The 21838-nt window shown below is 74.5% G+C and carries 15 protein-coding genes and 1 pseudogene; 2 read left to right on the forward strand and 14 right to left on the reverse strand.

Features of this window, described 5'->3' with window-relative positions; translation table 11 throughout:
• Positions 1 to 921: pseudogene (locus tag ACWGKU_RS14825) on the forward strand (hypothetical protein); the annotation flags it as partial.
• A gap of 407 nt (positions 922 to 1328) precedes the next feature.
• Here ACWGKU_RS14825 and ACWGKU_RS14830 read toward each other — a convergent pair.
• The gene (locus ACWGKU_RS14830) at positions 1329 to 2141 is read right to left on the reverse strand and encodes a TrmH family RNA methyltransferase (RefSeq protein WP_380549340.1); all 813 of its coding nucleotides are present in this window, start codon (positions 2139 to 2141) and stop codon (positions 1329 to 1331) included.
• 89 nt (positions 2142 to 2230) lie between these two features.
• Here ACWGKU_RS14830 and ACWGKU_RS14835 point away from each other — a divergent pair, with 89 nt between their 5' ends.
• The gene (locus ACWGKU_RS14835) at positions 2231 to 4972 is read left to right on the forward strand and encodes a SpoIIE family protein phosphatase (protein ID WP_401053550.1); all 2742 of its coding nucleotides are present in this window, start codon (positions 2231 to 2233) and stop codon (positions 4970 to 4972) included.
• 137 nt (positions 4973 to 5109) lie between these two features.
• On the opposite strand, the gene cobA is transcribed toward ACWGKU_RS14835, so the two are convergent.
• The 13 genes from cobA to argB all read right to left on the reverse strand — a co-directional run bounded on the left by cobA (position 5110) and on the right by argB (position 21711).
• Positions 5110 to 6357: a uroporphyrinogen-III C-methyltransferase gene (cobA, locus tag ACWGKU_RS14840; protein ID WP_359906002.1), complete on the reverse strand. Its 1248-nt coding sequence runs from the start codon at positions 6355 to 6357 to the stop codon at positions 5110 to 5112.
• Between the two features lie 102 nt (positions 6358 to 6459).
• Positions 6460 to 10416 carry a nicotinate-nucleotide--dimethylbenzimidazole phosphoribosyltransferase gene (gene cobT / locus ACWGKU_RS14845; RefSeq protein WP_452177301.1) on the reverse strand — a complete coding sequence of 1319 codons (3957 nt, stop codon included), beginning with the start codon at positions 10414 to 10416 and terminating at the stop codon, positions 6460 to 6462.
• A 482-nt stretch (positions 10417 to 10898) separates the two neighbouring features.
• On the reverse strand, positions 10899 to 12155 hold the full coding sequence (gene cbiE, locus ACWGKU_RS14850; protein WP_452177300.1) for a precorrin-6y C5,15-methyltransferase (decarboxylating) subunit CbiE: 1257 nt from the start codon (positions 12153 to 12155) through the stop codon (positions 10899 to 10901).
• Between the two features lie 136 nt (positions 12156 to 12291).
• Positions 12292 to 12957: a GNAT family N-acetyltransferase gene (locus tag ACWGKU_RS14855; protein WP_359905994.1), complete on the reverse strand. Its 666-nt coding sequence runs from the start codon at positions 12955 to 12957 to the stop codon at positions 12292 to 12294.
• A 198-nt stretch (positions 12958 to 13155) separates the two neighbouring features.
• Entirely contained in the window at positions 13156 to 13983 is an 828-nt protein-coding gene (locus ACWGKU_RS14860) for a MetQ/NlpA family ABC transporter substrate-binding protein (RefSeq protein ID WP_401050890.1), read from the reverse strand.
• A 57-nt stretch (positions 13984 to 14040) separates the two neighbouring features.
• Positions 14041 to 14769, reverse strand: a complete 729-nt coding sequence (locus ACWGKU_RS14865) for a methionine ABC transporter permease (RefSeq protein ID WP_359905988.1) — start codon at positions 14767 to 14769, stop codon at positions 14041 to 14043.
• On the reverse strand, positions 14766 to 15791 hold the full coding sequence (locus ACWGKU_RS14870; protein WP_359905985.1) for a methionine ABC transporter ATP-binding protein: 1026 nt from the start codon (positions 15789 to 15791) through the stop codon (positions 14766 to 14768). The genes ACWGKU_RS14865 and ACWGKU_RS14870 overlap by 4 nt, the downstream gene beginning before the upstream one ends.
• Positions 15792 to 16343: 552 nt before the next feature.
• Entirely contained in the window at positions 16344 to 16844 is a 501-nt protein-coding gene (locus tag ACWGKU_RS14875) for a GNAT family N-acetyltransferase (RefSeq protein WP_359905982.1), read from the reverse strand.
• A gap of 215 nt (positions 16845 to 17059) precedes the next feature.
• Positions 17060 to 17317 carry a sigma-70 RNA polymerase sigma factor region 4 domain-containing protein gene (locus tag ACWGKU_RS14880; protein WP_359905979.1) on the reverse strand — a complete coding sequence of 86 codons (258 nt, stop codon included), beginning with the start codon at positions 17315 to 17317 and terminating at the stop codon, positions 17060 to 17062.
• Between the two features lie 167 nt (positions 17318 to 17484).
• On the reverse strand, positions 17485 to 18909 hold the full coding sequence (gene argH / locus ACWGKU_RS14885; protein ID WP_401049014.1) for an argininosuccinate lyase: 1425 nt from the start codon (positions 18907 to 18909) through the stop codon (positions 17485 to 17487).
• A gap of 125 nt (positions 18910 to 19034) precedes the next feature.
• Positions 19035 to 19583 carry an arginine repressor gene (locus ACWGKU_RS14890; protein ID WP_359905973.1) on the reverse strand — a complete coding sequence of 183 codons (549 nt, stop codon included), beginning with the start codon at positions 19581 to 19583 and terminating at the stop codon, positions 19035 to 19037.
• Positions 19584 to 19606: 23 nt separating this feature from the next.
• On the reverse strand, positions 19607 to 20821 hold the full coding sequence (locus ACWGKU_RS14895; RefSeq protein WP_452177308.1) for an acetylornithine transaminase: 1215 nt from the start codon (positions 20819 to 20821) through the stop codon (positions 19607 to 19609).
• Between the two features lie 14 nt (positions 20822 to 20835).
• Positions 20836 to 21711, reverse strand: a complete 876-nt coding sequence (gene argB, locus ACWGKU_RS14900) for an acetylglutamate kinase (RefSeq protein ID WP_380549385.1) — start codon at positions 21709 to 21711, stop codon at positions 20836 to 20838.
• Positions 21712 to 21838: the final 127 nt, after the last annotated feature.

The raw sequence follows: 21838 nt of genomic DNA on the forward strand, positions 1-21838 counted from the left end.
CGGCGACCCCAGGGACCGGCCGCGCCCGCGCCGCGGCCCGAAGCCACGCCGGTGACCCGCCCGCTGCGGGCGCGTCCGGACCGTCCGCAGACCCCGCCCCCGGGCCGCCCCGGCCCCCACGACCGGGCACGCCCCCGGGACCGCCAGCACACCCCCGCCCCCGGCGGGCGACCCGGCACCGCCCGGCAGCGGCTGCTCCGGCAGCGGCTGGTGGTCTTCGTCACCGTGACCATCGGGGTGGCGCTGGCCATCGCGGCGGCGCAGGGCTGCGAGAACCGGGACAACCGGAGCGTGCGGCCACCGAGCGCGGTGGTGGTGAATACGGGCTCCGGCGGCGAACAGGCGGTGCCGGGGACCTCGGCGGACGTCGTGCCGCAGTCCTCGACCGCGCCACAGGCCTCGACCGCGCCGCTCCCGGCGGCGGCGCGCAGTGGCGCGGACAGCGGGCTGACAGCCCCGCAGGCGCCCGTGCCACCGGTGGACTGGCCCAACCGCAGCTACCCCGACGGGGCCGGCGGGCCGGCCGTCGCCCTGCAGAACGGGCACTCGGTCGGAGCCGGGCCGCAGATCACGCTCAGCGCGGTGCTGCCGGCCCGGTACAAGGGCCTGCCGGCCGCGGTGGTCGTCCTGCGGCGGGCGGAGGGTTCGACCCAGGTCGACCTCGTCCAGCTCTACACCTTCACCGGGGACACCCCGGTCGCCACCACCTCCCGCACCTCGGTGGCGGACCCGCAGGCGGCGGCCACCTGGCGACTGGACGGCAGCACGGTCGTCCGCGAGGAACGCTCGGCCGTCACCGGCGCCGTCGCCTCCACCCGCTACACCGTCCGCCCCGACGGCACCCTCGACGAATCCTGGCCCGGCGCCACCACCCCGCCCCCCGCCGCCGCCCCGGCCCCACCCACCTCCCCCACCGGCTGAAGCCACCCGGGCCCCGTCCGCACCACGACGGCCGACGCGAGAAGTCGGGCGGGCCGACTTCCGGCGCAGGGCGGTCCCGGAGCCCACTGCGGCCGAGCGCCTGGAAGGCGGTCTCGGCAACGCCGGCGAACTCTGGTGCAGCGCCGCACTGATCCTGCGAGGGTCCGGATCGCCCCGGTTGCGGTGGCTGGGGCGATCCGGTGCAGGTCGGGCGTCAGTTCTGGATCAGCACGGTCGCGTGGCTGGAGAGAGCGGTGTTGACTCAAGACCGGACAACCGTTGCAGGAGCAGCGCGGCGCTGCACGAGAAGTCGGATCGGCCGACTTCTGGCGCGGCTCCGGAGGTCGCTGCGGCCCGGGGGGTCGGTGGGGCTCCGGTGAACCGGGCGTGCGTGAGGAGTCGGGCGGTCAGGGGGTGGGGGTGGTGACGGCGTAGAAGGCCACGGCTGCGGCGGCGCCGACGTTGAGGGAGTCGATGCCGTGGGCCATGGGGATGCGGACGGGGTGGTGGGCGGCGGCGATGGCGCGGGGGGTGAGGCCGTCGCCCTCGGCGCCGAGCATCAGGGCGGCCTTGGGCAGGCCGTGCGGGGTGAGGGTATGGAGGTCGACCGCGGCCTCGGCGGGGGTGAGGGCGAGCAGGGTGAAGCCTGCCTCGCGGACGGTGTCGAGGGCGGCGGGCCAGGGGTCCAGGCGCGCGTACGGGACCGCGAAGACGGCGCCCATGGAGACCTTGACCGCGCGCCGGTAGAGCGGGTCGGCGCAGTCGGGCGAGAGCAGGACGGCGTCCATGCCGAGGGCGGCGGCGCTGCGGAAGATGGCGCCGAGGTTGGTGTGGTCGACGAGGCCCTCCAGCACGGCGACCCGGCGGGCCCCGGCGAGCACCTCGGCGGCGTCGGGGAGGGGCTTGCGCTCCATCGAGGCGAGGGCGCCGCGGTGCACGTGGTAGCCGGTGACGGCTTCGGCGAGCGCGGGCTCGACCACGTGGACGGGGGCGTCGGCCTCGGCGATGACGTCGCCCATCACCTCCAGCCACTTGGGGGTGAGCAGCATCGACCGCATCCGGTAGCCGGCGGCCAGGGCGCGGCGGATGACCTTCTCCCCCTCGGCGATGAAGAGGCCCTCGGCGGGTTCGCGGCGGCGGCGCAGTTCGACGTCGGTCAGGCCGGTGTAGTCGGCGAGGCGGGGGTCGGCCGGGTCGGTGATGGTGCGGGGTTCGGACACCCTGCGATCTTGCCAAGCCCGGGCGGGGAAGGCCAAACGGCGGAGGGAGCGGGGTGGTCCCCGGCTGGTCGTAGTGCAAATATGACCGTATGGCCCGAAATCCGGGCCGATCCTGGGCTCCGTCGGCCTCTGGCGCCACTGGCTCCGCCGGCTCCCCCGGTGGGCGCCCACACGGTCGGCCACAGCTGCCGCACGCGAAGCGGCGGTGGCCGGTGTGGCACCGGTCGGTGGCGGGGCAGGTCTTCGCACTCCAGGTGCTGGTCGTGCTGCTGCTCGTGGTGGCGGCCGCGGTGGCACTGGTGGTGCAGTCACGCAACGACGCCACGCACGAGGCCCGCAACCGTTCGGTGGCGGTGGCGCAGACCTTCGCCAACTCCCCGGGCATCGTCGCCGCGCTGCGCTCCCCCGATCCGACGGCCCTCCTGCAGCCGAGCGCGGAAGCCGCACGGGTCGCCTCGGGCGTGGACTTCATCGTCGTGCTGAACGACCAGGGCATCCGCTACACCCACCCGAACCCGGCCCGGATCGGCCAGAAGTTCGTCGGCGTCTACGAGCCCGCCCTGCACGGTCAGGTGGTGACGCAGCAGGTCTCGGGCACGCTCGGCCGCCTGGTGCAGGCGGTGGTCCCGGTGTACGCGCCGGACGGCTCGGTGGTCGGGGCGGTCTCGGCGGGCGTCACGCTGAAGAACATCAGCAGCGCCAGCCAGCGGCAGCTGCCGGTGGTACTGGGCGCGGCGGCGGCCGCGGTGGGGCTCGCCACGCTGGGGACGGCCCTGATCAGCCGGCGGCTGCGGCGCCAGACGCACGGGCTGGGCCCGGTCGAGATGACCAGGATGTACGAGCACCACGCGGCGGTGCTGCACGCGGTGCGCGAGGGCGTGATGATCATCGGCGGGGACGGGCGGCTGCTGCTCTGCAACGACGAGGCGCGCCGACTGCTGGACCTGCCGCCGGACGCCGAGGGCCGCCCCGTGACCGGGCTGGGCCTGGAGCAGGCGCCGCTGGAGCTGCTGACCGCCGAGCGCCAGGTGACCGACGAGGTGGTGCTGGCCGGGGAGCGGCTGCTGGCGGTGAACGTCCGGCTGATCGACCGGCCGGGCGGCCTGCCCGGATGCGTCGCCACGCTGCGCGACTCCACCGAACTGGCGGCGCTGTCCGGCCGGGCCGAGCGCGCGCAGCGGCGGCTGCGGCTGCTGTACGACGCCGGGGTGACGGTGGGCAGCACGCTGGACGTGACGCGGACGGCGGAGGAGCTGGCGCAGGTCACGGTGCCGCGGTTCGCGGACTTCGTCACGGTGGACCTGGCGGACCAGGTGCTGACCGGCGAGGAGCCGCCGCCGGGCCCGTCGCTGGGGCGGATGCGCCGCGCCGCGGTGGCGGGCGTACGGGACGACGGGCCGTTCTACCCGGTCGGCACGGTGCTGGACGTGGTGCCCGAGACCCCGCTGGCCGGGGCGCTGCACAGTGGTGAGCCGGGCATCGAACCGCATCTGGCGGAGGTGGACGAGTGGCGGGACCAGGACCCGGAGCGGTCGGCGCAGGTTCTGGCGTACGGGGTGCACTCGCTGGTGCGGGTGCCGCTGCGGGCGCGCGGGGTGCTGCTGGGGGTGGCCCGGTTCTGGCGGGCGCAGCGGGCCGAGCCGTTCGAGGCGGACGACCTGGCGCTGGCGGAGGAGCTGGTCGCGCACGCGGCGGTGTGCATCGACAACGCCCGCCGCTACACCCGGGAGCACACCATGGCGGTGACGCTCCAGCACAGCCTGCTGCCGCGCAACCTGCCGGAGCAGACGGCGCTGGACGTGGCGCACCGCTACCTGCCGGCGCAGGCCGGGGTGGGCGGGGACTGGTTCGACGTGATCCCGCTGCCGGGTGCGCGGGTGGCGCTGGTGGTCGGGGACGTGGTGGGGCACGGGCTGCACGCGGCGGCGACGATGGGCCGGCTGCGCACGGCGATCCACAACTTCTCGACCCTGGACCTGCCGCCGGACGAGCTGCTGGGGCACCTGGACGAGCTGGTGAACCGGATCGACCAGGACGAGGCGACGGGCGGCGAGCGCGCGGAGCTGGCCGGGGCGACCTGTCTGTACGCGATCTACGACCCGGTGTCGCGGCGCTGCACGCTGGCCACCGCCGGTCATCCGCCGCCGGCCGTGGTGGACCCGCAGGGCCGGGTGGTGTTCCCGGAGCTGCCGACCGGGCCGCCGCTGGGGCTGGCGGTGCTGCCGTTCGAGACCGCCGAGCTGGAACTCGCCGAGGGCAGTCGGCTGGTGCTGTACACGGACGGGCTGGTGGAGGACCGGGAGCGGGACATCGACGAGGGGCTGGAGCTGCTGCGGGCGGCGCTGACCGGGCCGCCGCGCACGCCCGAGCAGACCTGCGCGGACGTGCTCGGGGCGATGCTGCCGGTGCACCCGCAGGACGACATCGCCCTGCTGGTGGCCCGGACCAGGGTGCTGGCCCCGGACCACGTGGCGCAGTGGGAGGTGCCCACCGACCCGGCGGCGGTGCGCGAGGTCCGGGCCGCGGTGGCGGAGCGGCTGACGGCGTGGGGGCTGGAGGAGGCCGCGTTCGTCACCGAGCTGATCCTGAGCGAGCTGGTGACCAACGCGATCCGGTACGGCTCCGGGCCGATCCGGGTGCGGCTGCTGCGGGACCGTTCGCTGATCTGCGAGGTGTCGGACGGCAGCAGCACCTCGCCGCACCTGCGGTACGCGGCGACCGAGGACGAGGGCGGGCGCGGGCTGTTCCTGGTCGCGCAGTTCGCGGACCGCTGGGGGACGCGCTACACGGCGACCGGGAAGGTCATCTGGACGGAGCAGCCGCTGGAGTAGCCGCGGAACGGCCGCGGAGTGGGAGGTCGGACCGGCCGACTTCCCGCTCTGGCGCGTTGGCTGCGGCGCGTCCGCTCCGGCGCGTTGGCTGCGGCGCGTCCGCTCCGGCGCGTTCGCCCCGGCGGGTCCGCCCCGGCCTACGGCTGGAAGGCCGCGGCCAGCACGTTGACGACGTCGCCGATGACGATGACCGCCGGGGGCTTGACGCCCTCGGCCTCGACCACCGCGGCGACGGTGCCGAGGGTGGCGTCCACCCGGCGCTGGGCGGCGGTGGTGCCCTCCTGGACGACGGCGACCGGGGTGTCCGCCGGCCGGCCGTACTCGACCAGCCGGGCGGCGATCGCACCGATCTTGTCCACGGCCATCAGCAGCACCAGGGTGCCGCTCATCCTCGCGGCGGCCTCCCAGTTGGTGAGCGAGCGCTCGTCGTCCGGGCCGACGTGGCCGGAGATCACGGTGAACTCGTGGGTCATGCCGCGGTGGGTGACCGGGACACCGGCCGCCGCGGGGACGCTGATCGAGCTGGAGATCCCGGGCACCACGGTGACCGGAAGCCCGGCCTCCGCGCAGGCCAGCAGCTCCTCGCCGCCGCGGCCGAAGACGTACGGGTCGCCACCCTTGAGCCGGACCACGAACTTGCCGGCCTTGGCGTGCTCGACCAGGGTGCGGTTGATCGCCTCCTGGGCCATGAAGCGGCCGTACGGGATCTTGGAGGCGTCGATCACCTCGACGTGCTCGGGCAGTTCGGCGAGCAGCTCGCGCGGGGCGAGGCGGTCGGTGACCACCACGTCGGCGTCGGCGAGCAGCCGGCGGCCACGCACGGTGATCAGGTCCGGGTCGCCGGGGCCGCCGCCGACCAGGGCCACGCCGGCGCCGTGCGCGCGGTACTGGCGGGCGGCCAGCGAGCCGTCCCGCAGGCCGTCGACGATGGCGTCGCGCAGGGCGGCGGAGTGGCGCGGGTCGCCGGTGAGGACGGCGACGGTGGCGCCCGCGTCGCGGCCGCTGGCCGGGGTCCAGGCGGTGGCCGCGGCGGCGTCGTCGCTGCGGGAGCAGAACACCCGCTCGCGCTCGGCCTCGGCGCTGACCGCCGCGTTGACGGCCGGGTCGTCGGTGGCGACCAGGGCGTACCAGGTGCCGGCCAGGTCGCCGTCCCGGTACGGGCGGGCGTGCCAGGTGAGCTCACCGGCGTCGGCCATCGCCTGGACGGCCGGGGTGGTGGCCGGCGATATCAGGTGCAGGTCGGCACCGGAGGCGATCAGGGCCGGCAGCCGCCGCTGGGCGACCTGGCCGCCGCCGACCACGACGACGCGGCGGCCGGCCAGCAGCAGGCCCACCGGGTAGGGGGTACGGCCCTCGGTGCTCGGGTGCGGGGTGGGCGCGCTCATCGGCGGTGCTCCTGATCGGGGGTGAGGGTGTGAGGACGGTACGGCACCGCTCCGCGGTCCGGCGCGCCCTCGGGCCGGTCCGCGGAGCGGTGACGGGATGCGTCAGGCCTTCTCGGTGACCCCGGCGGAGTCGAAGGTGGCTACATCGTGCATCGCCCGGGCCGCGCTCTGCACCAGCGGCAGGGCCAGCAGGGCACCGGTGCCCTCGCCGAGCCGCAGGTCCAGGTCGATCAGCGGGCGAAGGCCGAGCTTCGCCAGCGCGGCCTGGTGGCCGGGCTCGGCGGAGCGGTGGCCGGCGATGCAGGCGGCCAGCACCTCGGGGGCGATCGCCTTGGCGGCCAGCGCGGCTGAGCCGGCGATGACGCCGTCCAGGACCACCGGGGTGCGCAGCGAGGCGGCGCCCAGCAGGAAGCCGGCCAGGGCGGCGTGCTCCAGGCCGCCGACGGCGGCGAGGACGCCGACCGGGTCGCTCGGGTCGGGCCGGTGCAGGGCCAGCGCGGCGCGGATGACCTCGATCTTGCGGGCGTGGGTCTCGTCGTCGATGCCGGTGCCGCGGCCGGTGACCTCGGCCGGGTCGAGGCCGGTGAACACCGAGATCAGGGTGGCCGAGGCGGTGGTGTTGGCGATCCCCATGTCACCGGTGACCAGTGCCTTGTTGCCCGCCGCGACCAGGTCGCGGGCGGTCTCGATGCCGACCTCGATGGCCTTGAGGGCCTCCTCGCGGGTCATCGCCGGGCCCTGGGTCATGTCGGCGGTGCCGGGGCGGACCTTGCGCGGCAGCAGGCCGGTGGCGCGGCCCTGCTGGACGGCGTCCGGCAGCTCGGCGGCGACGCCGACGTCGACCACGCAGACCTCGGTGCCGATCTGCTTGGCGAAGGAGTTGATCACCGCTCCCCCGGCCAGGAAGTTGGCGACCATCTGGGCGGTCACCTCCTGCGGCCAGGGGCTGACGCCCTGGGCGTGCACACCGTGGTCGCCGGCGAAGATCGCCACGCAGGCGGGCTCCGGGATCGGCGGCGGGCACTTGCGGGACAGCCCGCACAGCTGGGCGGAGATGATCTCCAGCATGCCGAGCGAGCCGGCCGGCTTGGTCATCCGCTTCTGACGGTCCCAGGCCTCGCCGAGCGCCTTGGCGTCCAGCGGCCGGATGCCGCGCAGGGTCTCGGCGAGCAGGCTCTGCGGCTCCTCGCCGGGCAGCGCGCGGTTGCCGTACTGCTCCTCGTGGACGACCCAGGACAGCGGGCGCTTCTTGGCCCAGCCCTGCTGCTCCAGCTCGGGCTCGTCCGGGAACTCGTCGACGAAGCCGACGCACAGGTAGGCGACGACCTCCAGGTGCTCGGGCAGGCCGAGTTCGCGGACCAGCTGCTCGTCGTCGAAGAAGCTCACCCAGCCGACGCCCAGGCCCTCGGCGCGGGCGGCCAGCCAGAGGTTCTCGACGGCCAGGGCGGCCGAGTACGGGGCCATCTGCGGCTGGGTGTGCCGGCCCAGGGTGTGCCGGCCGCCGCGGGTGCGGTCGGAGGTCACCACGATGTTGACCGGGGTGTCGAGGATGGCCTCGATCTTGATTTCCTTGAACTGCTTGGCCCGGCCCTTGGGCAGCGAGTCCGCGTACGCCTCGCGCTGGCGCTCGGCCAGGGCGTGCATCCGCTTGCGGGTCTTCGCCGAGCGGATCACCACGAAGTCCCAGGGCTGCGAGTAGCCGACGCTGGGCGCGGTGTGGGCGGCCTCCAGGACGCGGATCAGCACCTCGTGCGGGATCGGGTCCGGGCGGAAGCCGTTGCGCACGTCGCGTCGCTCGCGGATCACCTGGTGGACGGCCTCGCGGCCGGCCTCGTCGTATCCGGGGGCGGCCGGGCCGCGCGGCTCCGCGGGCTCCTCGGGCTGCTGCTCGGGCTGCTCCTGAGCCTCCTCGGCTGCGGTGCCCTCAGGGGCCTCCGCGGCCTCGGTGACCTCAGCGGCCTCGGCGGCGGGCTGCTCGGTCTGCGGCTGCTCGACGGCTTGGGCGGTCGCCTCGCCGGCCTGCTCCCGGGCGGGCTCCGCCTCCGGAGCGACGGCGGTCTCCGCGACGGCGGCGGCCTGCGCGACGGCGGCGGCTTCGGCCTCGGCCGGGACCTGCGCCGGCTCGGCGGCCGGCTCCGCGGGGGTCTCGGCCTCCGCGACGGCGGCGACGGGCTGCTCGGCGGCGCCCTCGGCAGGGACGGCCTCCTCGGCCTCCTCGGCCTCTCCGGCCGGCTCGACGGCCTCGACGGGCGCGACGGCCTCGGCCACGGGCTGCTCGGCGGCTTCGGCGGGCTGCGCCGCCGGAGCGGCCTCGGCCGGAGCCTCGGGGGCCGACTCGGGGGCCGGCTCGACGGCTTCGACGGCCTCGGCGGCCTCAGCCTCCGCGGGCGCCTCCACGGCCTGCTCCACGGCCTGCCCTGCGGGTGCCTCGGCCTGGACCTCGGCCTGCTGCTGCGGCTGCTCGGCCTCCGCCGCGGCCTCGACGACGGCCTGGCCGGAGGGCATCTCACCGGTGCCCGCGGCGGTCTCCGCGACCGGCTCGGCGACGGCCTCCGGCGCGGTCTCCGCCGGGTGGGCCTGCTCGGCGGCCTCGGCCACCACGGCGACCGGGCCGGACTCGGCGCCCGCGACGGCCTCGGCGGGCTGCGCGGAACCAACAGCCTCAACGGCTTCGACGGGCTCGACGGCTTCGACGGCTTCGACGGCCTCGGCCGCGGGCTGCGGCGCGTCGGCGGCCGCTATCGGCGCGGGCTGCTGCGGAGCCGTCTCCTCGACGACCTGGGCCTGCCCGGCCTTCTCGACCTTGGGCAGGCCGTGCGGGGTGGGAGCGGCCAGGAAGGCGGAGATCCGGCGCGGCTGGCCGGCCGGGGCCGCGGCCTCGGTCTGCTCGACGGGCACGGCGGCGCCCTCGGCGGCAGCACCCTCGGCGGCGACGGCCTCGGCGGCAACGGGCTCGACAGCGACGGGAGCGTCGGCCGTCCCGGCCACCGGCTGGGCGGACTCGGCCGGGGCGGCCTGCGCCGCCACGGCGACGGCCTCCACGGCGGGCGCGGTGGCCTGGGTGGCCTGGGCCGTCACGTCCTGCGCGGGCTGGACCGGGTCGGCGTGGACGGCCTCCGGCGTCTCGACGACCTCGATCACCTCGATCGCCCCGACCGTCTCCACGGCCAGCACGGCCTCGACCGGCGGCCCGGCCAGCGGCACCTGCTGGGCGTGCTGGACCTGCTGGACCTGCTGGAAGTCCTGCGCCTGCGGCAGCTGCTGCCCGTCCACGACCGGAACCCCGGCAGCCGCCGGGACGACCGGCGCTGTCGGGACGGCCTGCGGGGCGGCGGCGTGCGCCGGGGCGACGGCCTCGGCCATCGGCGGGCGGCCGACCACCGGGATGCCGTGCGCGGGCGTTCCGCCCTGCGAGGGGCCGCGGTCGGCCAGCGAGCGGACCGGCACCTGGCCGGTCATCAGCGACGGGTCCGGGATCGGCGGGCCGGCGTGCAGCGGCCGGCGCGGCTGCTGAGCCTGCGTCATCGGCTGCTGCGGCTGCGTCTGGACTGGCTGCTGCGGAACGGCGTGCTCGGCGCCGAGCACCGGCGGGTCCACCGGCGGCCAGGACGGCTCGACCGGCGTGCCGTCCTGCTGCGGCGCGAGCGGCATCTGCTCGGCCGGCACGGCCGGCTCGCCCCAGGAGCCCTGCGGGCCGGGCATCAGCAGCACGTCGTCATCGTCGTCCAGGCCGTCCGGCGTGTCGGGCTGGTCGAGGAAGTGGAAGGCCGGCCGCGGGGCGCCCTGGTCGACGGCCCAGCCGTCGCCGGGGTGGCCGGGCTGGGGCACGCCGGGAACGCCGTAGCCGTGCTGGCCCTGCGGCGGGATGACGCCCGCACCCGGGGGCATCGCGCCGGGGACGCCGCCGACCGGAGCCGGGTTCGGGATCGCACCGCCGTCCGTCGCGACGCCCTGGAGGGGTGCAACGCCCGCGACGCCCTCCGGTCCGCCGAGCGGGTCATGCCCGGCGTGCAGGTGCTCCGGCAGTCCCTCGCCCGGGACGTGGCCGCCATCGGTCATTGTCAAAGCTCCTTCCAGGCCGCTGCCGCGCCCTCGGCGACACGATCACCGATCGCAGCGCCCATCCGCACGGGCCGCACCAGCACCGGCCCGCCCCTAACCACACGCGGCCGCCGCGCCGTGGCGCTGCGGCCCAAGTCCATCCGGCGCACTGCGGCACCCCGGCCCGGCGCGCCGCCCGTACGGGGCGGCACATCGTCTGAAACAACGACAACCCGGAGCAACCGGCACGACCGCACCGGACCCTACGGCATTCTCCAGGTCCGGCACGCGGCCCGTCGAATTGCCCACACTCCGAGCGGAATCGGATTGCACCGCGTCAAAAAGGTGACAAACCGACCGAATCGGGTGGGTCGCCGACCGATACGGCCGTCCAGGACGTCACACTACCGGCACGGCGCGGTCACCTCTCGAATCGGTGTCCGGATGCGACCTGGATCACCGTCGGCGCCACCGGACGGCCCGGCACGCGCCCACGGCCTTCACACGATCTGCTCACCCCAGAGCACCAGCGCGCCGGTTCCGCCGGTCCCCAGCGCCAGACCGTCGCCCTCCCCCACCGGCCGCAACGGGGTCGCCTGGAGCAGCGAGCCGTCCGCCCGGTAACCGGCCCCGGCGATCGCCCGGTGGACCTCCTGCGCCTCGGCGAGGGTCCGGGGCAGCGCGACGAACCGCTCGGGCCGGCGGGCCAGGACGGCGCGCACCACGTCGAGTCCGCCGGACTCCACCACCGCCGCGTCCGGCTCCGGCAGGCCGCCCAGCACCTCGGGGCCGCTCCCGTACACCGTCTCCACCTCGACGCCGTAGCGGCGGGCGTTGACGGTCAGCCGGGCGCAGGCCGAGCGGGAATCCTCGACCGCGACGACGGCGGCGCCGAACCGGGCCGCCTCCACCGCGAGGGCGCCGCTGCCGGCGCCGACCGACCAGACCAGGTCCCCGGGGCGTGCGCCCAGACGGGCCAGTACCAGGGCGCGCACGTGGGCGGGGAGCGCCTCCGGTGCGCCCGGCTCACCCTCCGTGCGCCCGGCGCCCGCATAGGCGTCACCGGGGAGCGCCCAGCCGCGTTCCGCGCCGGGGTAGCCGACCGGGCGCCCCGCGAGCCAGCCGGCCGCCTCGTCCACGGCGGAGGCCTGGGCGCCGCCGCCGATCACCAGCACCACGTTGGGGTCGCGCCACACGTGGTCGGCGATCCGGTCGGAGGTGAGGACGGTGACGTCCTCGTCCGGGGTGCCGAGGGCCTCGCAGACCACGAAGGTCCGGTGCACCCCGCGCAGCATCAGGGCGAGTTCGGCGGGCCCGGCGCCGGGCGCGGTGAGCACCGCGACCTTGGGGTGGGCCCGGCAGATGTTGGCCGCACGGCGCAGCCGTCCGCCGTGGACGCTGACCACCTGGGCGTCCTCCCAGGGCATGCCGGCCCGGGCGAAGGCGGCGGCCACCGAGGAGACGGCGGGCAGCACCTCCAGTTCGAGGCCGTACTCGGGGCGGCGCAGGGTGCGCACCACCCCGAAGAAGCCCGGGTCGCCCTCGGCGACCACGACGGCGGCGCCGCGGTGCTCGGCGATCCGGCGGGCGGCCTGCCGGACGTTGCCGAGGGTGATCCGCTCGGCGGCCTCCGGCACCGGGAGGGCGTTCAGTTGGTAGGGGGCTCCCGCCACCAGGGTCGCCGCGGCCAGGGCCGCGCCGGCGGCCTCGGTCAGCGGTGTGCCGTCCCACCCGATGACCGTGATCCGGTCAGCCATCTGCGGCCGTTCTCCCTCGCCTCGGTGCGCCACTCGATCCGCCGTCGTGCGGTGCCGGTCCAGAGGCTACCGGGTGCGGTACCCCGGACCCCGACATCTCGCACACATGTCCACGCCGGGTCAGGGGCTTCGGCGCTCAGTCGCGGAGCACGTAGCGCTGGTCGCCGTGCCAGCCCCCGCGGAGCGGCTCGGGCGACTCCAGGTCCTCCGGGAGCAGGCTCCACAGAATGAGGTCGCTGCGGCTCTCTCCCCCGGTCCGGCCGCCGGGAGATGCCTCCGGCACCGCCTCGCCGGACTCTCCCCGGACTATCCAGGCGCTGCGCAGCACGCCCTCGCTGATGCCGCCGATCTTCTGGGCGACCTGCTGGGCGGCGGTGTTCCCGGCGGCGGTGCGCAGCTCCAGGCGCAGGAAGCCGCGGTCCTCGAACAGCCACTGGGCGACGCCGAGGACGGCCTCCGGGGCGTAGCCCTCGCCGCGCGCCCAGACGGCGGTGACGTAGGAGATCTCGGTGCTGCGCAGCCGCCAGTCGGTGTTGCGCAGCTCGACCAGGCCGACCAGGCGCTGGGTCAGGTTCTCGGTGACGGCGAAGACGATGCCGCGCCCGGCGGCCCGGTGGGCGGGGGCGAGGGTGCGGGCGAGCTCGGCCGCGTACTCCTCGGTGAAGGGGTGCGGCAGGTCCGTCCAGGCGAGGACGAGGTCGTCGGCCATCATGGTGGCCAGCCCGGGGGCGTCGTCCTCCGCCAGGGGCCGAAGCAGCAGCCGTTCGGTGCTGATGGCGGTCTCGGGGAAGCTCGCTGCCATGCCGTCTCTCCTCGCCGGGTCGTGAACACAACACCGTACGCCTCCGTCGTGCCCCGGGTGCCACGCGGTGCGCTGCCCGCACGACGGTACGTCAGAACGCGGTCGGCCGGAGTGTCCCTGCCGCATACTGCCCGACCGGGCCCCCGCCGAGGTGCGGCGGGGGCCCGGTCGGGATCAGGGTGTCGAGCGGACCGCGGCTCAGAAGGCCGGGACGACCGAACCCTGGAAGGTGTCGTTGATGTACTTCTTGACCTCGTCGGAGTGCAGCAGCTCGGCCAGCTTCTTGACCCGCGGGTCGTTCTCCTTGCCCTTCTTGACGGCCAGGATGTTGGCGTACGGGTTGCCCTCGGCCTTCTCCAGCACCAGGGCGTCGGTGGCCGGCTTCAGACCGGAGTCGATCGCGTAGTTGCCGTTGATGACGGCGGCGTCGAGGTCGGCGACGGAGCGGGGCAGCTGGGCGGCCTCCAGCTCCTTCCACTTGAAGTTCTTCGGGTTGCCGGTCACGTCCGCCGGGGTGGCGGCGGTGGTGACGCCGTCCTTGAGGGTGATCAGCTTGTTGTCGGCGAGCAGCTTGAGCGCGCGGCCCTCGTTGGTGGCGTCGTTCGGCAGACCGATGGTGGCGCCGTCCGGCAGGTCGGCGATCGCCTTGACCTTCTTGGAGTAGACGCCCAGCGGCTCCAGGTGCACGGGCTCGACCGACACGATGTCGGTGCCGCGCTTCTTGTTGAAGTCCTCCAGGTACGGGACGTGCTGGAAGTAGTTGGCGTCGGCCGAACCGTCCTGCACCGCCGTGTTGGGGGTCACGTAGTCGGTGACCTCCTTGATGTCGAGCTTGAGGCCCGCCTTCTCCGCGAGGTTGTCCTTGACGAACTTCAGGATCTGACCGTGCGGGGTGGGGCTGGCCACGACCTTGAGCGGCGCGTTCGCGTCCGACGAGGAGGAGGACCCGGAGCTGCCGCAGGCGGCGAGCGAGAGGGCGACGCCGGCGGTGGCGAGGATGCTGGTGAACTTCAGAACGTTGCGCACGAAAAGTGCCTTTCTGCGTGGAACGGGGAGCCGCGCCCGGGGTCGGACGGGGGAGGTCTAGGAGGCGACGAGGTCCTCGTCGGGAGTCGTCCGGGAGCGGCCGAGCAGCCGGGTCCGGCCGCCGGTGCGCCCGCGGTGGGAGAGCCGCTGGACGACGAAGTCGCCGATCAGCTGGACGGCGGTGACGATGATCACCAGCTCGGCCACGATGACCCACATGAAGGTGGTCTCGAAGCGCTGGTAGCCGTAGTTGACGGCGAGGGTGCCGAGGCCGCCGCCGCCGACCGTGCCGGCCATCGCGGAGTAGCTGATCAGGGTGATGACCGTGGTGGTGACCGAGGCCACGATGCCGGGCAGGGCCTCGGGCAGCAGGGTCTTGCGGACGATCGTCCAGGTGCTGCCGCCCATCGACTGGACCGCCTCGACCAGGCCCCGGTCGACCTCACGGACGGAGGTCTCGACCAGGCGGGCGAAGAACGGGATGGCGCCGATGGTCAGCGGCACGGTCGCCGCCTGCCAGCCGATGGAGGTGCCGACCAGCCAGCGGGTGAAGGAGATCAGCGCGATCATCAGGATGATGAACGGCACCGACCGGGCGAGGTTCACGACGAAGCCGATGCTCTTGTTGACGGCCCGGTTGGCCAGCAGGCCGCCCTTGTCGGTGAGCACCAGCAGCACGCCCAGCGGCAGGCCGAGCAGGACGGTGACGACCGCGGACACCCCGACCATCTGGAAGGTCTCCTGCGTGGCGGGCCCCATCAGGGCCCACATCTCGTCCCAGGTCATGCCACCGCTCCGTCCGTCGCACCGATCACGTCCACCTGCAGGCCCTGCTCGCGCAGGTAGCCGATCGGCACCACGTTGTCCTGGTGGCCGCCGGACAGCTCGACCCGCATCCGGCCGACCATCCGGCCGGCGATGGTCTCCACCGCGGCGCCGAGGATGTTGATGTCGATCTGGTAGGTGCGGGCGAGCTGGGAGACGAAGGGCTGGGCCGAGCTGTCGCCCTGGAAGGTGATCTCCAGCACGGTGGAGCCGGGGTGGCCGGTGCCGAACTCGCTGAGCGGGAACAGCTCGCGGGCCAGCTCGGAGCCGGGCCTGGCGAGCAGGTCGGTGAGCTCGCCGGACTCGACCACCCGGCCGCCGCGCATCAGGGCGGCGGAGTCGCAGACGGACTTGATGACGTCCATCTCGTGGGTGATCAGCAGGACGGTGAGGCCCAGCTGCTGGTTGAGCTCGCGCAGCAGCTTGAGGATCGAGCGGGTGGTCTCCGGGTCGAGCGCCGAGGTGGCCTCGTCGGAGAGCAGCACCTTGGGGTCGCCGGCCAGCGCCCGGGCGATGCCGACGCGCTGCTTCTGGCCGCCGGAGAGCTGGTTGGGGTAGCTGCGGGCCTTGTCGCCCAGGCCGACCAGGTCGAGCAGTTCGGCGGCCTTGCGGCGGCGCTCGGTGCGGTCCAGGCCGATGATCTCCAGCGGGAGCTCGACGTTCTGCTGCACCGTCCGGGAGGAGAGCAGGTTGAAGTGCTGGAAGACCATGCCGATCCGGCGGCGGGCCTCGCGCAGCTCCTTGCCGGCCCGGTTCTCGCCGCCGGCCAGCGCGGTCAGCTCGACCCCGTCCACGGTGACCGTGCCGGAGGACGGGCGCTCCAGCATGTTCACGCAGCGGATGAGGGTGGACTTGCCGGCACCGCTGGTGCCGACGACTCCGTAGACCTCGCCCGGGCGGACGTGCAGGTCGACACCGGCGAGGGCGGTCACCTCGCGGCCTCGGGAACGGTAGACCTTCGTCAGGTCCGTGGTGGTGATCACAGCGGCTTTCCGTGGGTCGGGGGCGGGCGGCGCGGGTCGACCGCCCGACCTGCTTGCGGTCGGCGGGGCGACCTCACGGCGCTGCGCCAGGAGGGTCCGGACCTGGCGTCCCTCGATCGTGGCCGTTGGACGCCGGGGCCGCGCGACGGCGTGGCCCTAACGGGTCAACGCACCCGCGCGGATGCGGGCACGACCGGGGAAGGGGTCCGGGAGGAGGGGCGCGCTCGCACGGGCGGGAGCGCTGCCGGAGTCTCGCTTCGGGGCGCGAGGGGGAGGCGCCCTCAGCGGGGCGCCGGGGGCGGTGGCCCTCAGCAGTGACACATTCGACGACACATGGCACGCTCACCTGCCGGCAGGGTGCCGGTGGGGGTCCAGTTCGTCGTCGCAGTCATGTGAGCCAGTAAAACAGATGGGTCGAATTCCGCCCAATTGTTTGGCGGAGCTGTCCGCAATGCGGACACATACCCCTGTGACCTGCATGGATACGGCTCGGCGCCGCCACCGGTGGTCCGGATGGTGGCGGCGCCGGGAAACGTGCGCGGGGCGGCGGGCTCAGGCCGTCGCCGCGAGCGGCGTCGCGGCGGGCTTCTCCAGGTGGACGTAGCTCAGCCGGCTGGTGATCTGCTCGACCCCGGTCTGGCGGTACCCCTGTCGAGCGTACAGCCGCAGGTTGCCGAGGCTGCGGTGGCCGGTGGACAGCCGGTAGGCGCTCACCGGGCCCTCCTGGGCCATGCGGCGCTCCAGCGCGTCCAGCAGGCGGCCGCCGAGGCCGTGGCGCTGCATCCGCGGGTGGACGACCAGGCGCCCTATCCGGGCGACGCCGTCGTCGCCGACGCGGCCACGGACGGTGCCGACCACCTCGTCGCCCAGCCGGGCGACCAGGAAGTGGTCCTCGGACAGTTCGGCGCGCAGGCTCTCCAGGCTCTGCGTCAGGGGCTCGATCGCCCAGTCGCCGTACAGCTCGGCCTCGGGCTGGTAGCCGAGGTACTGGAGCTTGAGGATCTGCTCCGCGTCCTCGGCCTCCGCAGCCGAGATGATCACGCTCATGCCCATGTGGAGGGGCCTCCCCAGTCGTCGTGCCCGGCGCGCAGAGGGTGGCGCGCTCACGCTCAGTATCCGAGTGATCGCACCACCGTCAAGAGCTGCGTTCGCCAGCGCTCTACCCGGGTGTCAGCTCCGCTCAACCTTCGCGGGGGCGGACGTGAGCAGGGTCACCTCCCGTGCCGCACGGGTTCCGCCCGGTCGCACGGGCTGCTCAGGGGTGGCGCTCAGGGGTAGCGCTCCGCGTGGAGCAGCATCCGCAGGCAGGCCAGGCAGCGCGAGCGGGTGGGGCCGATCGAGCCGCGCGGCATGCCGAGCCGCTCGGAGAGCTCACGGTACGTGGGCGGCGGGTCCTCGGCGAGCGCGGCGATCAGCTGCGGACAGCGGCCGGGCAGGGCGGCGACGGTCTCGCGGACCGCGCGGCGGCGGGCTTCGGCGAGGTAGACGTCCTCGGCGGAGGGGGCGGGCGGGAGGGGGGTGCACACACCGTGCATGACGGCCCGGGGCGGGGCCGGTTACGCCCGGGCCGGGGCGCGGACACGGGAGGGGCGCGCCGGTCGGACCGCCGCGCCCCTCCCCCGTCGCACCGGGGGTCGATCCCGACCGTGCCGGGGGTCGACCCCTCGTCGGCGGACCGGCCGCCGGCGAGGGGTCAGCCCTGGACCCACTCCTGCTGCCGCGCCAGGTCCGCCTTCACCTCGGCGAGCTGGACCGCGACCGCCGAGGGGGCCGTTCCGCCGCGCCCGTTGCGGGCGGCGATGGCGCCGTGGACGCTGAGCACCGAGCGCACCTCGGGCGTCAGGTGCTCCGAGATCGCGGCGAACTGCCCGTCCGTCAGGTCGGACAGTTCGATGCCCTCGGCCTCGCAGACCTTGACGCAGGCGCCGGCCACCTCGTGCGCGACCCGGAACGGCACGCCCTGCTTGACCAGCCACTCGGCGATGTCGGTGGCGAGCGAGAAGCCGGCCGGGGCCAGCTCCTCCAGCCGCTCCCGGTGCACGGTGAGGGTGGCCATCATCCCGGTGAACGCGGGCAGCAGCACCTCCAGCGTGTCGCAGGAGTCGAAGACCGGCTCCTTGTCCTCCTGGAGGTCCCGGTTGTAGGCGAGCGGCAGCGCCTTGAGGGTGGCCAGCAGGCCGGTCAGGTTGCCGATCAGCCGGCCGGACTTGCCGCGGGCGAGCTCGGCGATGTCCGGGTTCTTCTTCTGCGGCATGATCGAGGAGCCGGTGGAGAAGGCGTCGTGCAGCGTGATGAAGCCGAACTCCTTGGTGTTCCAGATGATCACCTCCTCCGCGATCCGGGAGAGGTTGACGCCGACCATCGCGGTCACGAAGGCGAACTCGGCGACGAAGTCGCGCGAGGCGGTGCCGTCGATGGAGTTGCCGACCGAGCCGCCCTCGAAGCCGAGCTCGGCTGCGACGGCCTGCGGGTCGAGGCCGAGCGAGGAGCCGGCCAGCGCGCCGGAGCCGTACGGCGAGACGGCGGTGCGGGCGTCCCACTGGCGCAGCCGCTCGGCGTCCCGGCCGAGGGCCTGCACGTGCGCGAGGACGTGGTGGGCGAAGAGCACCGGCTGGGCGTGCTGGAGGTGGGTGCGGCCCGGCATCGCGGTGTCCGGGTGCGCCTCGGCGAGGCCGACGAGGGCCTGCTGGAGGTCGAGCAGCAGGCTGCCGATGGTCTTCGCGTGGTCCCGCAGGTACATCCGGAACAGGGTGGCGATCTGGTCGTTGCGCGAGCGTCCGGCCCGCAGCTTGCCGCCGAGGTCGGGGCCGAGGCGCTCCAGCAGGCCGCGCTCCAGGGCGGTGTGCACGTCCTCGTCGGCGACGGTGCCGGTGAAGGTGCCCGCCCGGACGTCGGCCAGCAGCCGGTCCAGGCCGCCCAGCATGCCGGCCAGCTCCTCGTCGGAGAGCAGACCGGCCTTGTGCAGGACCCGGGCGTGGGCCTTGGAGCCGGCGATGTCGTACGGCGCGAGGCGCCAGTCGAAGTGGACCGAGGCCGAGAGCCGGGCGAGCGCCTCGGACGGGCCGTCGGCGAAGCGCGCGCCCCAGAGGCGGACGTCGGAGGGCTGCTCGGCGGTCATCGCGTGACTCCTTCATGCATGTGCAGTGGACGGCATAAGTATGCACGACGCCGTATGAAACACAAAACCCCGGCCGGAGGGTTCTCCATCGGCCGGGGTTCGTCGGGGTCAGGCGCTGCGCGGCGCTACTGGGCCTTCGCCTGGGCGAGTTGCATGAGGTGGTCGGCGAGCGCCTGGCCGCCGGCCGGGTCGCGGCTGATCAGCAGCACGGTGTCGTCGCCGGCGATGGTGCCGATGATCTCGAAGACCTCGGCCTGGTCGATCGCCGAGGCCAGGAACTGGGCGGCGCCCGGCGGGGTGCGCAGCACCACCAGATTGCCGGAGGCCGTCGCGGAGACCATGAGTTCGCCGGCCAGCCGGGCCATCCGGCCCTCACTGGCCGACTCCCCCATCGGCGCGCGCGGCGTGCGGTCGCCGCCCTCGGCCGGGACGGCGTAGATCAGCGCGCCGTCCCGGTTGCGGATCTTGACCGCGCCCAGCTCGTCCAGGTCCCGGGAGAGGGTGGCCTGGGTCACCACGAGTCCATCGTCGGCGAGCAGCTTGGCGAGCTGGCTCTGCGAACGCACGGGCTGGCGGGTGAGCAGGTCCACGATCCGCCGGTGGCGCGCGGTGCGGGTCTGCGGGACCTGCGGCGTCGGGCCGGCGGCGGACGAGCCGGAGCGGGAAGCGGTCATGTGATTATTCTCCCGGACGACGGTCAACTCGCATCGGCCGGGGCACTCTCGCGCACCGTCCGGAGGATGCCCGGCAGCGCGGCCAGGAAGGCGTCCGCCTCCTGCTCGGTCAGCACCAGCGGCGGGGCCAGCCGGACGGCGTCCGGGACGGCCGCGTTGACCAGGTAACCCGCCTCCTGGGCGGCGGCCTGGACCCGCGCCGAGACCGGCTCGGTGAGCACGATGCCGAGCAGCAGGCCCGCCCCGCGCACGTGCGAGACCAGCGGGTCGCCGAGCGCCTCGATTCCGGAGCACAGCCGCTCGCCCAGCTTGCGGGTGTGCTCCAGCAGGCCCTCGGACTCGATGGTGTCCAGCACCGCGAGCCCGGCCGCGGCGGCCACCGGGTTGCCGCCGAAAGTAGTGCCGTGCTGGCCCGGGGTGAGCAGTTCGGCGGCCGGCCCGAAGGCGAGCACCGCGCCCATCGGCAGACCGCCGCCGAGCGCCTTGGCCAGGGTGACCACGTCCGGCTCCACGCCCTCGTACGCCTGGTGGGCGAACCAGTGGCCGGTGCGGCCGACACCGGTCTGGATCTCGTCCAGGACCAGCAGGGTGCCGGTGGCCCGGGTGATCTCGCGCGCCGCCCGCAGATAGCCCTCGGGCAGCGGGACGGCGCCGTTCTCGCCCTGGATCGGCTCCAGGAAGACGGCGGCGGTCCCGGTGGTGACGGCCGCGCGCAGCGCCTCGACGTCGCCGAACGGGACGTGGGTGACGTCGCCGGGCAGCGGCCGGAACGGGTCCTGCTTGGCGGGCTGGCCGGTGAGCGCGAGGGCGCCCATGGTGCGGCCGTGGAATGCGCCCTGGAGGGCGACCAGGTGGGTGCGGCCGGTCCGCCGGCTGATCTTGAAGGCGGCCTCGTTGGCCTCGGCGCCGGAGTTGCAGAAGAACACCCGCCCGCCCGGGCGGCCGTCCAGCTCCAGCAGCCGCTCGGCGAGGGCGATGGTGGGCTCGGCCATGAAGAGGTTGGAGACGTGGCCGAGGGTGGCGATCTGCCGGCTCACGGCCTCGACGACGGCCGGGTGGGCGGTGCCGAGGGCGTTGACGGCGATGCCGCCGAGCAGGTCGGTGTACTCCTTGCCGTCGGCGTCCCAGAGCTTGCTGCCCTCGCCGCGCACCAGCGGGATGCGGGGGGTGCCGTAGTTGTCGGTGAAGGAGTGCTGCCAGCGCTGGGCGAGCTGCTCGTTGTGCGTCACGTCGGTCATGTCGGTCCCGCCGGTCATGCCAGTCCCCCGGTCACGGTCGCCTCGTCGTCCGGCACGACCATCGTGCCGATGCCCTCGTCGGTGAAGATCTCCAGCAGCAGGCTGTGCTGGACCCGGCCGTCCAGCACGCGGGCGGTGCCCACGCCGGAGCGGACGGCGCGCAGGCAGCCCTCCATCTTGGGGAGCATGCCGCTGGCCAGGTCGGGCAGCAGCTCCTCCAGCTCGCTCGCGGTGAGCTGGCTGATCACGTCGTCCGAGTTCGGCCAGTCCTTGTAGAGGCCCTCGACGTCGGTGAGGACGACGAGCATCTCGGCGCCCAGCGCGACCGCGAGGGCGGAGGCGGCGGTGTCGGCGTTGATGTTGTAGACGTGGCCGTCGGTACCGCGGGCGATCGAGGAGATGACCGGGATGCGGCCGTCGGCGATCATCGCCTTCACCGCGCCGGCCTCGATGTTGACGATGTCGCCGACCAGGCCGATGTCGACCTGCTCGCCGTCCACCACCGCGTAGCGCTTGACCGCCGTCATGGTGTGGGCGTCCTCGCCGGTCATGCCGACCGCGAACGGGCCGTGCCCGTTGAGCAGGCCGACCAGCTCGCGCTGCACCTGGCCGGCGAGCACCATCCGGACCACGTCCATGGTCTCCGGGGTGGTGACCCGCAGGCCGTTGGTGAAGCTCGACTCCAGGCCCAGCCGGTCGAGTTGGGCGCTGATCTGGGGGCCGCCACCGTGCACCACGACGGGGTGCAGACCGGCGTAGCGCAGGAAGACGACGTCCTGGGCGAAGGCGGCCTTGAGGCTCTCGTCCACCATCGCGTTGCCACCGAACTTGATCACGACGGTCTTGCCGTGGAAGCGCTCCAGCCACGGCAGCGCCTCGATCAGCGTCATGGCCTTGGGCAACGCGGTGTTGTTGCGGGCCTGTTCGCCCTTGGGTGCGATCTGCACGGGATTCCCTCGTCGATGGGGCTCCCCCGGCCGCAGGCTGGGGGAGGATGTCGCGGATCAGGTGTCGCGG

The sequence above is a fragment of the Kitasatospora sp. NPDC054768 genome (genome assembly GCF_053612025.1).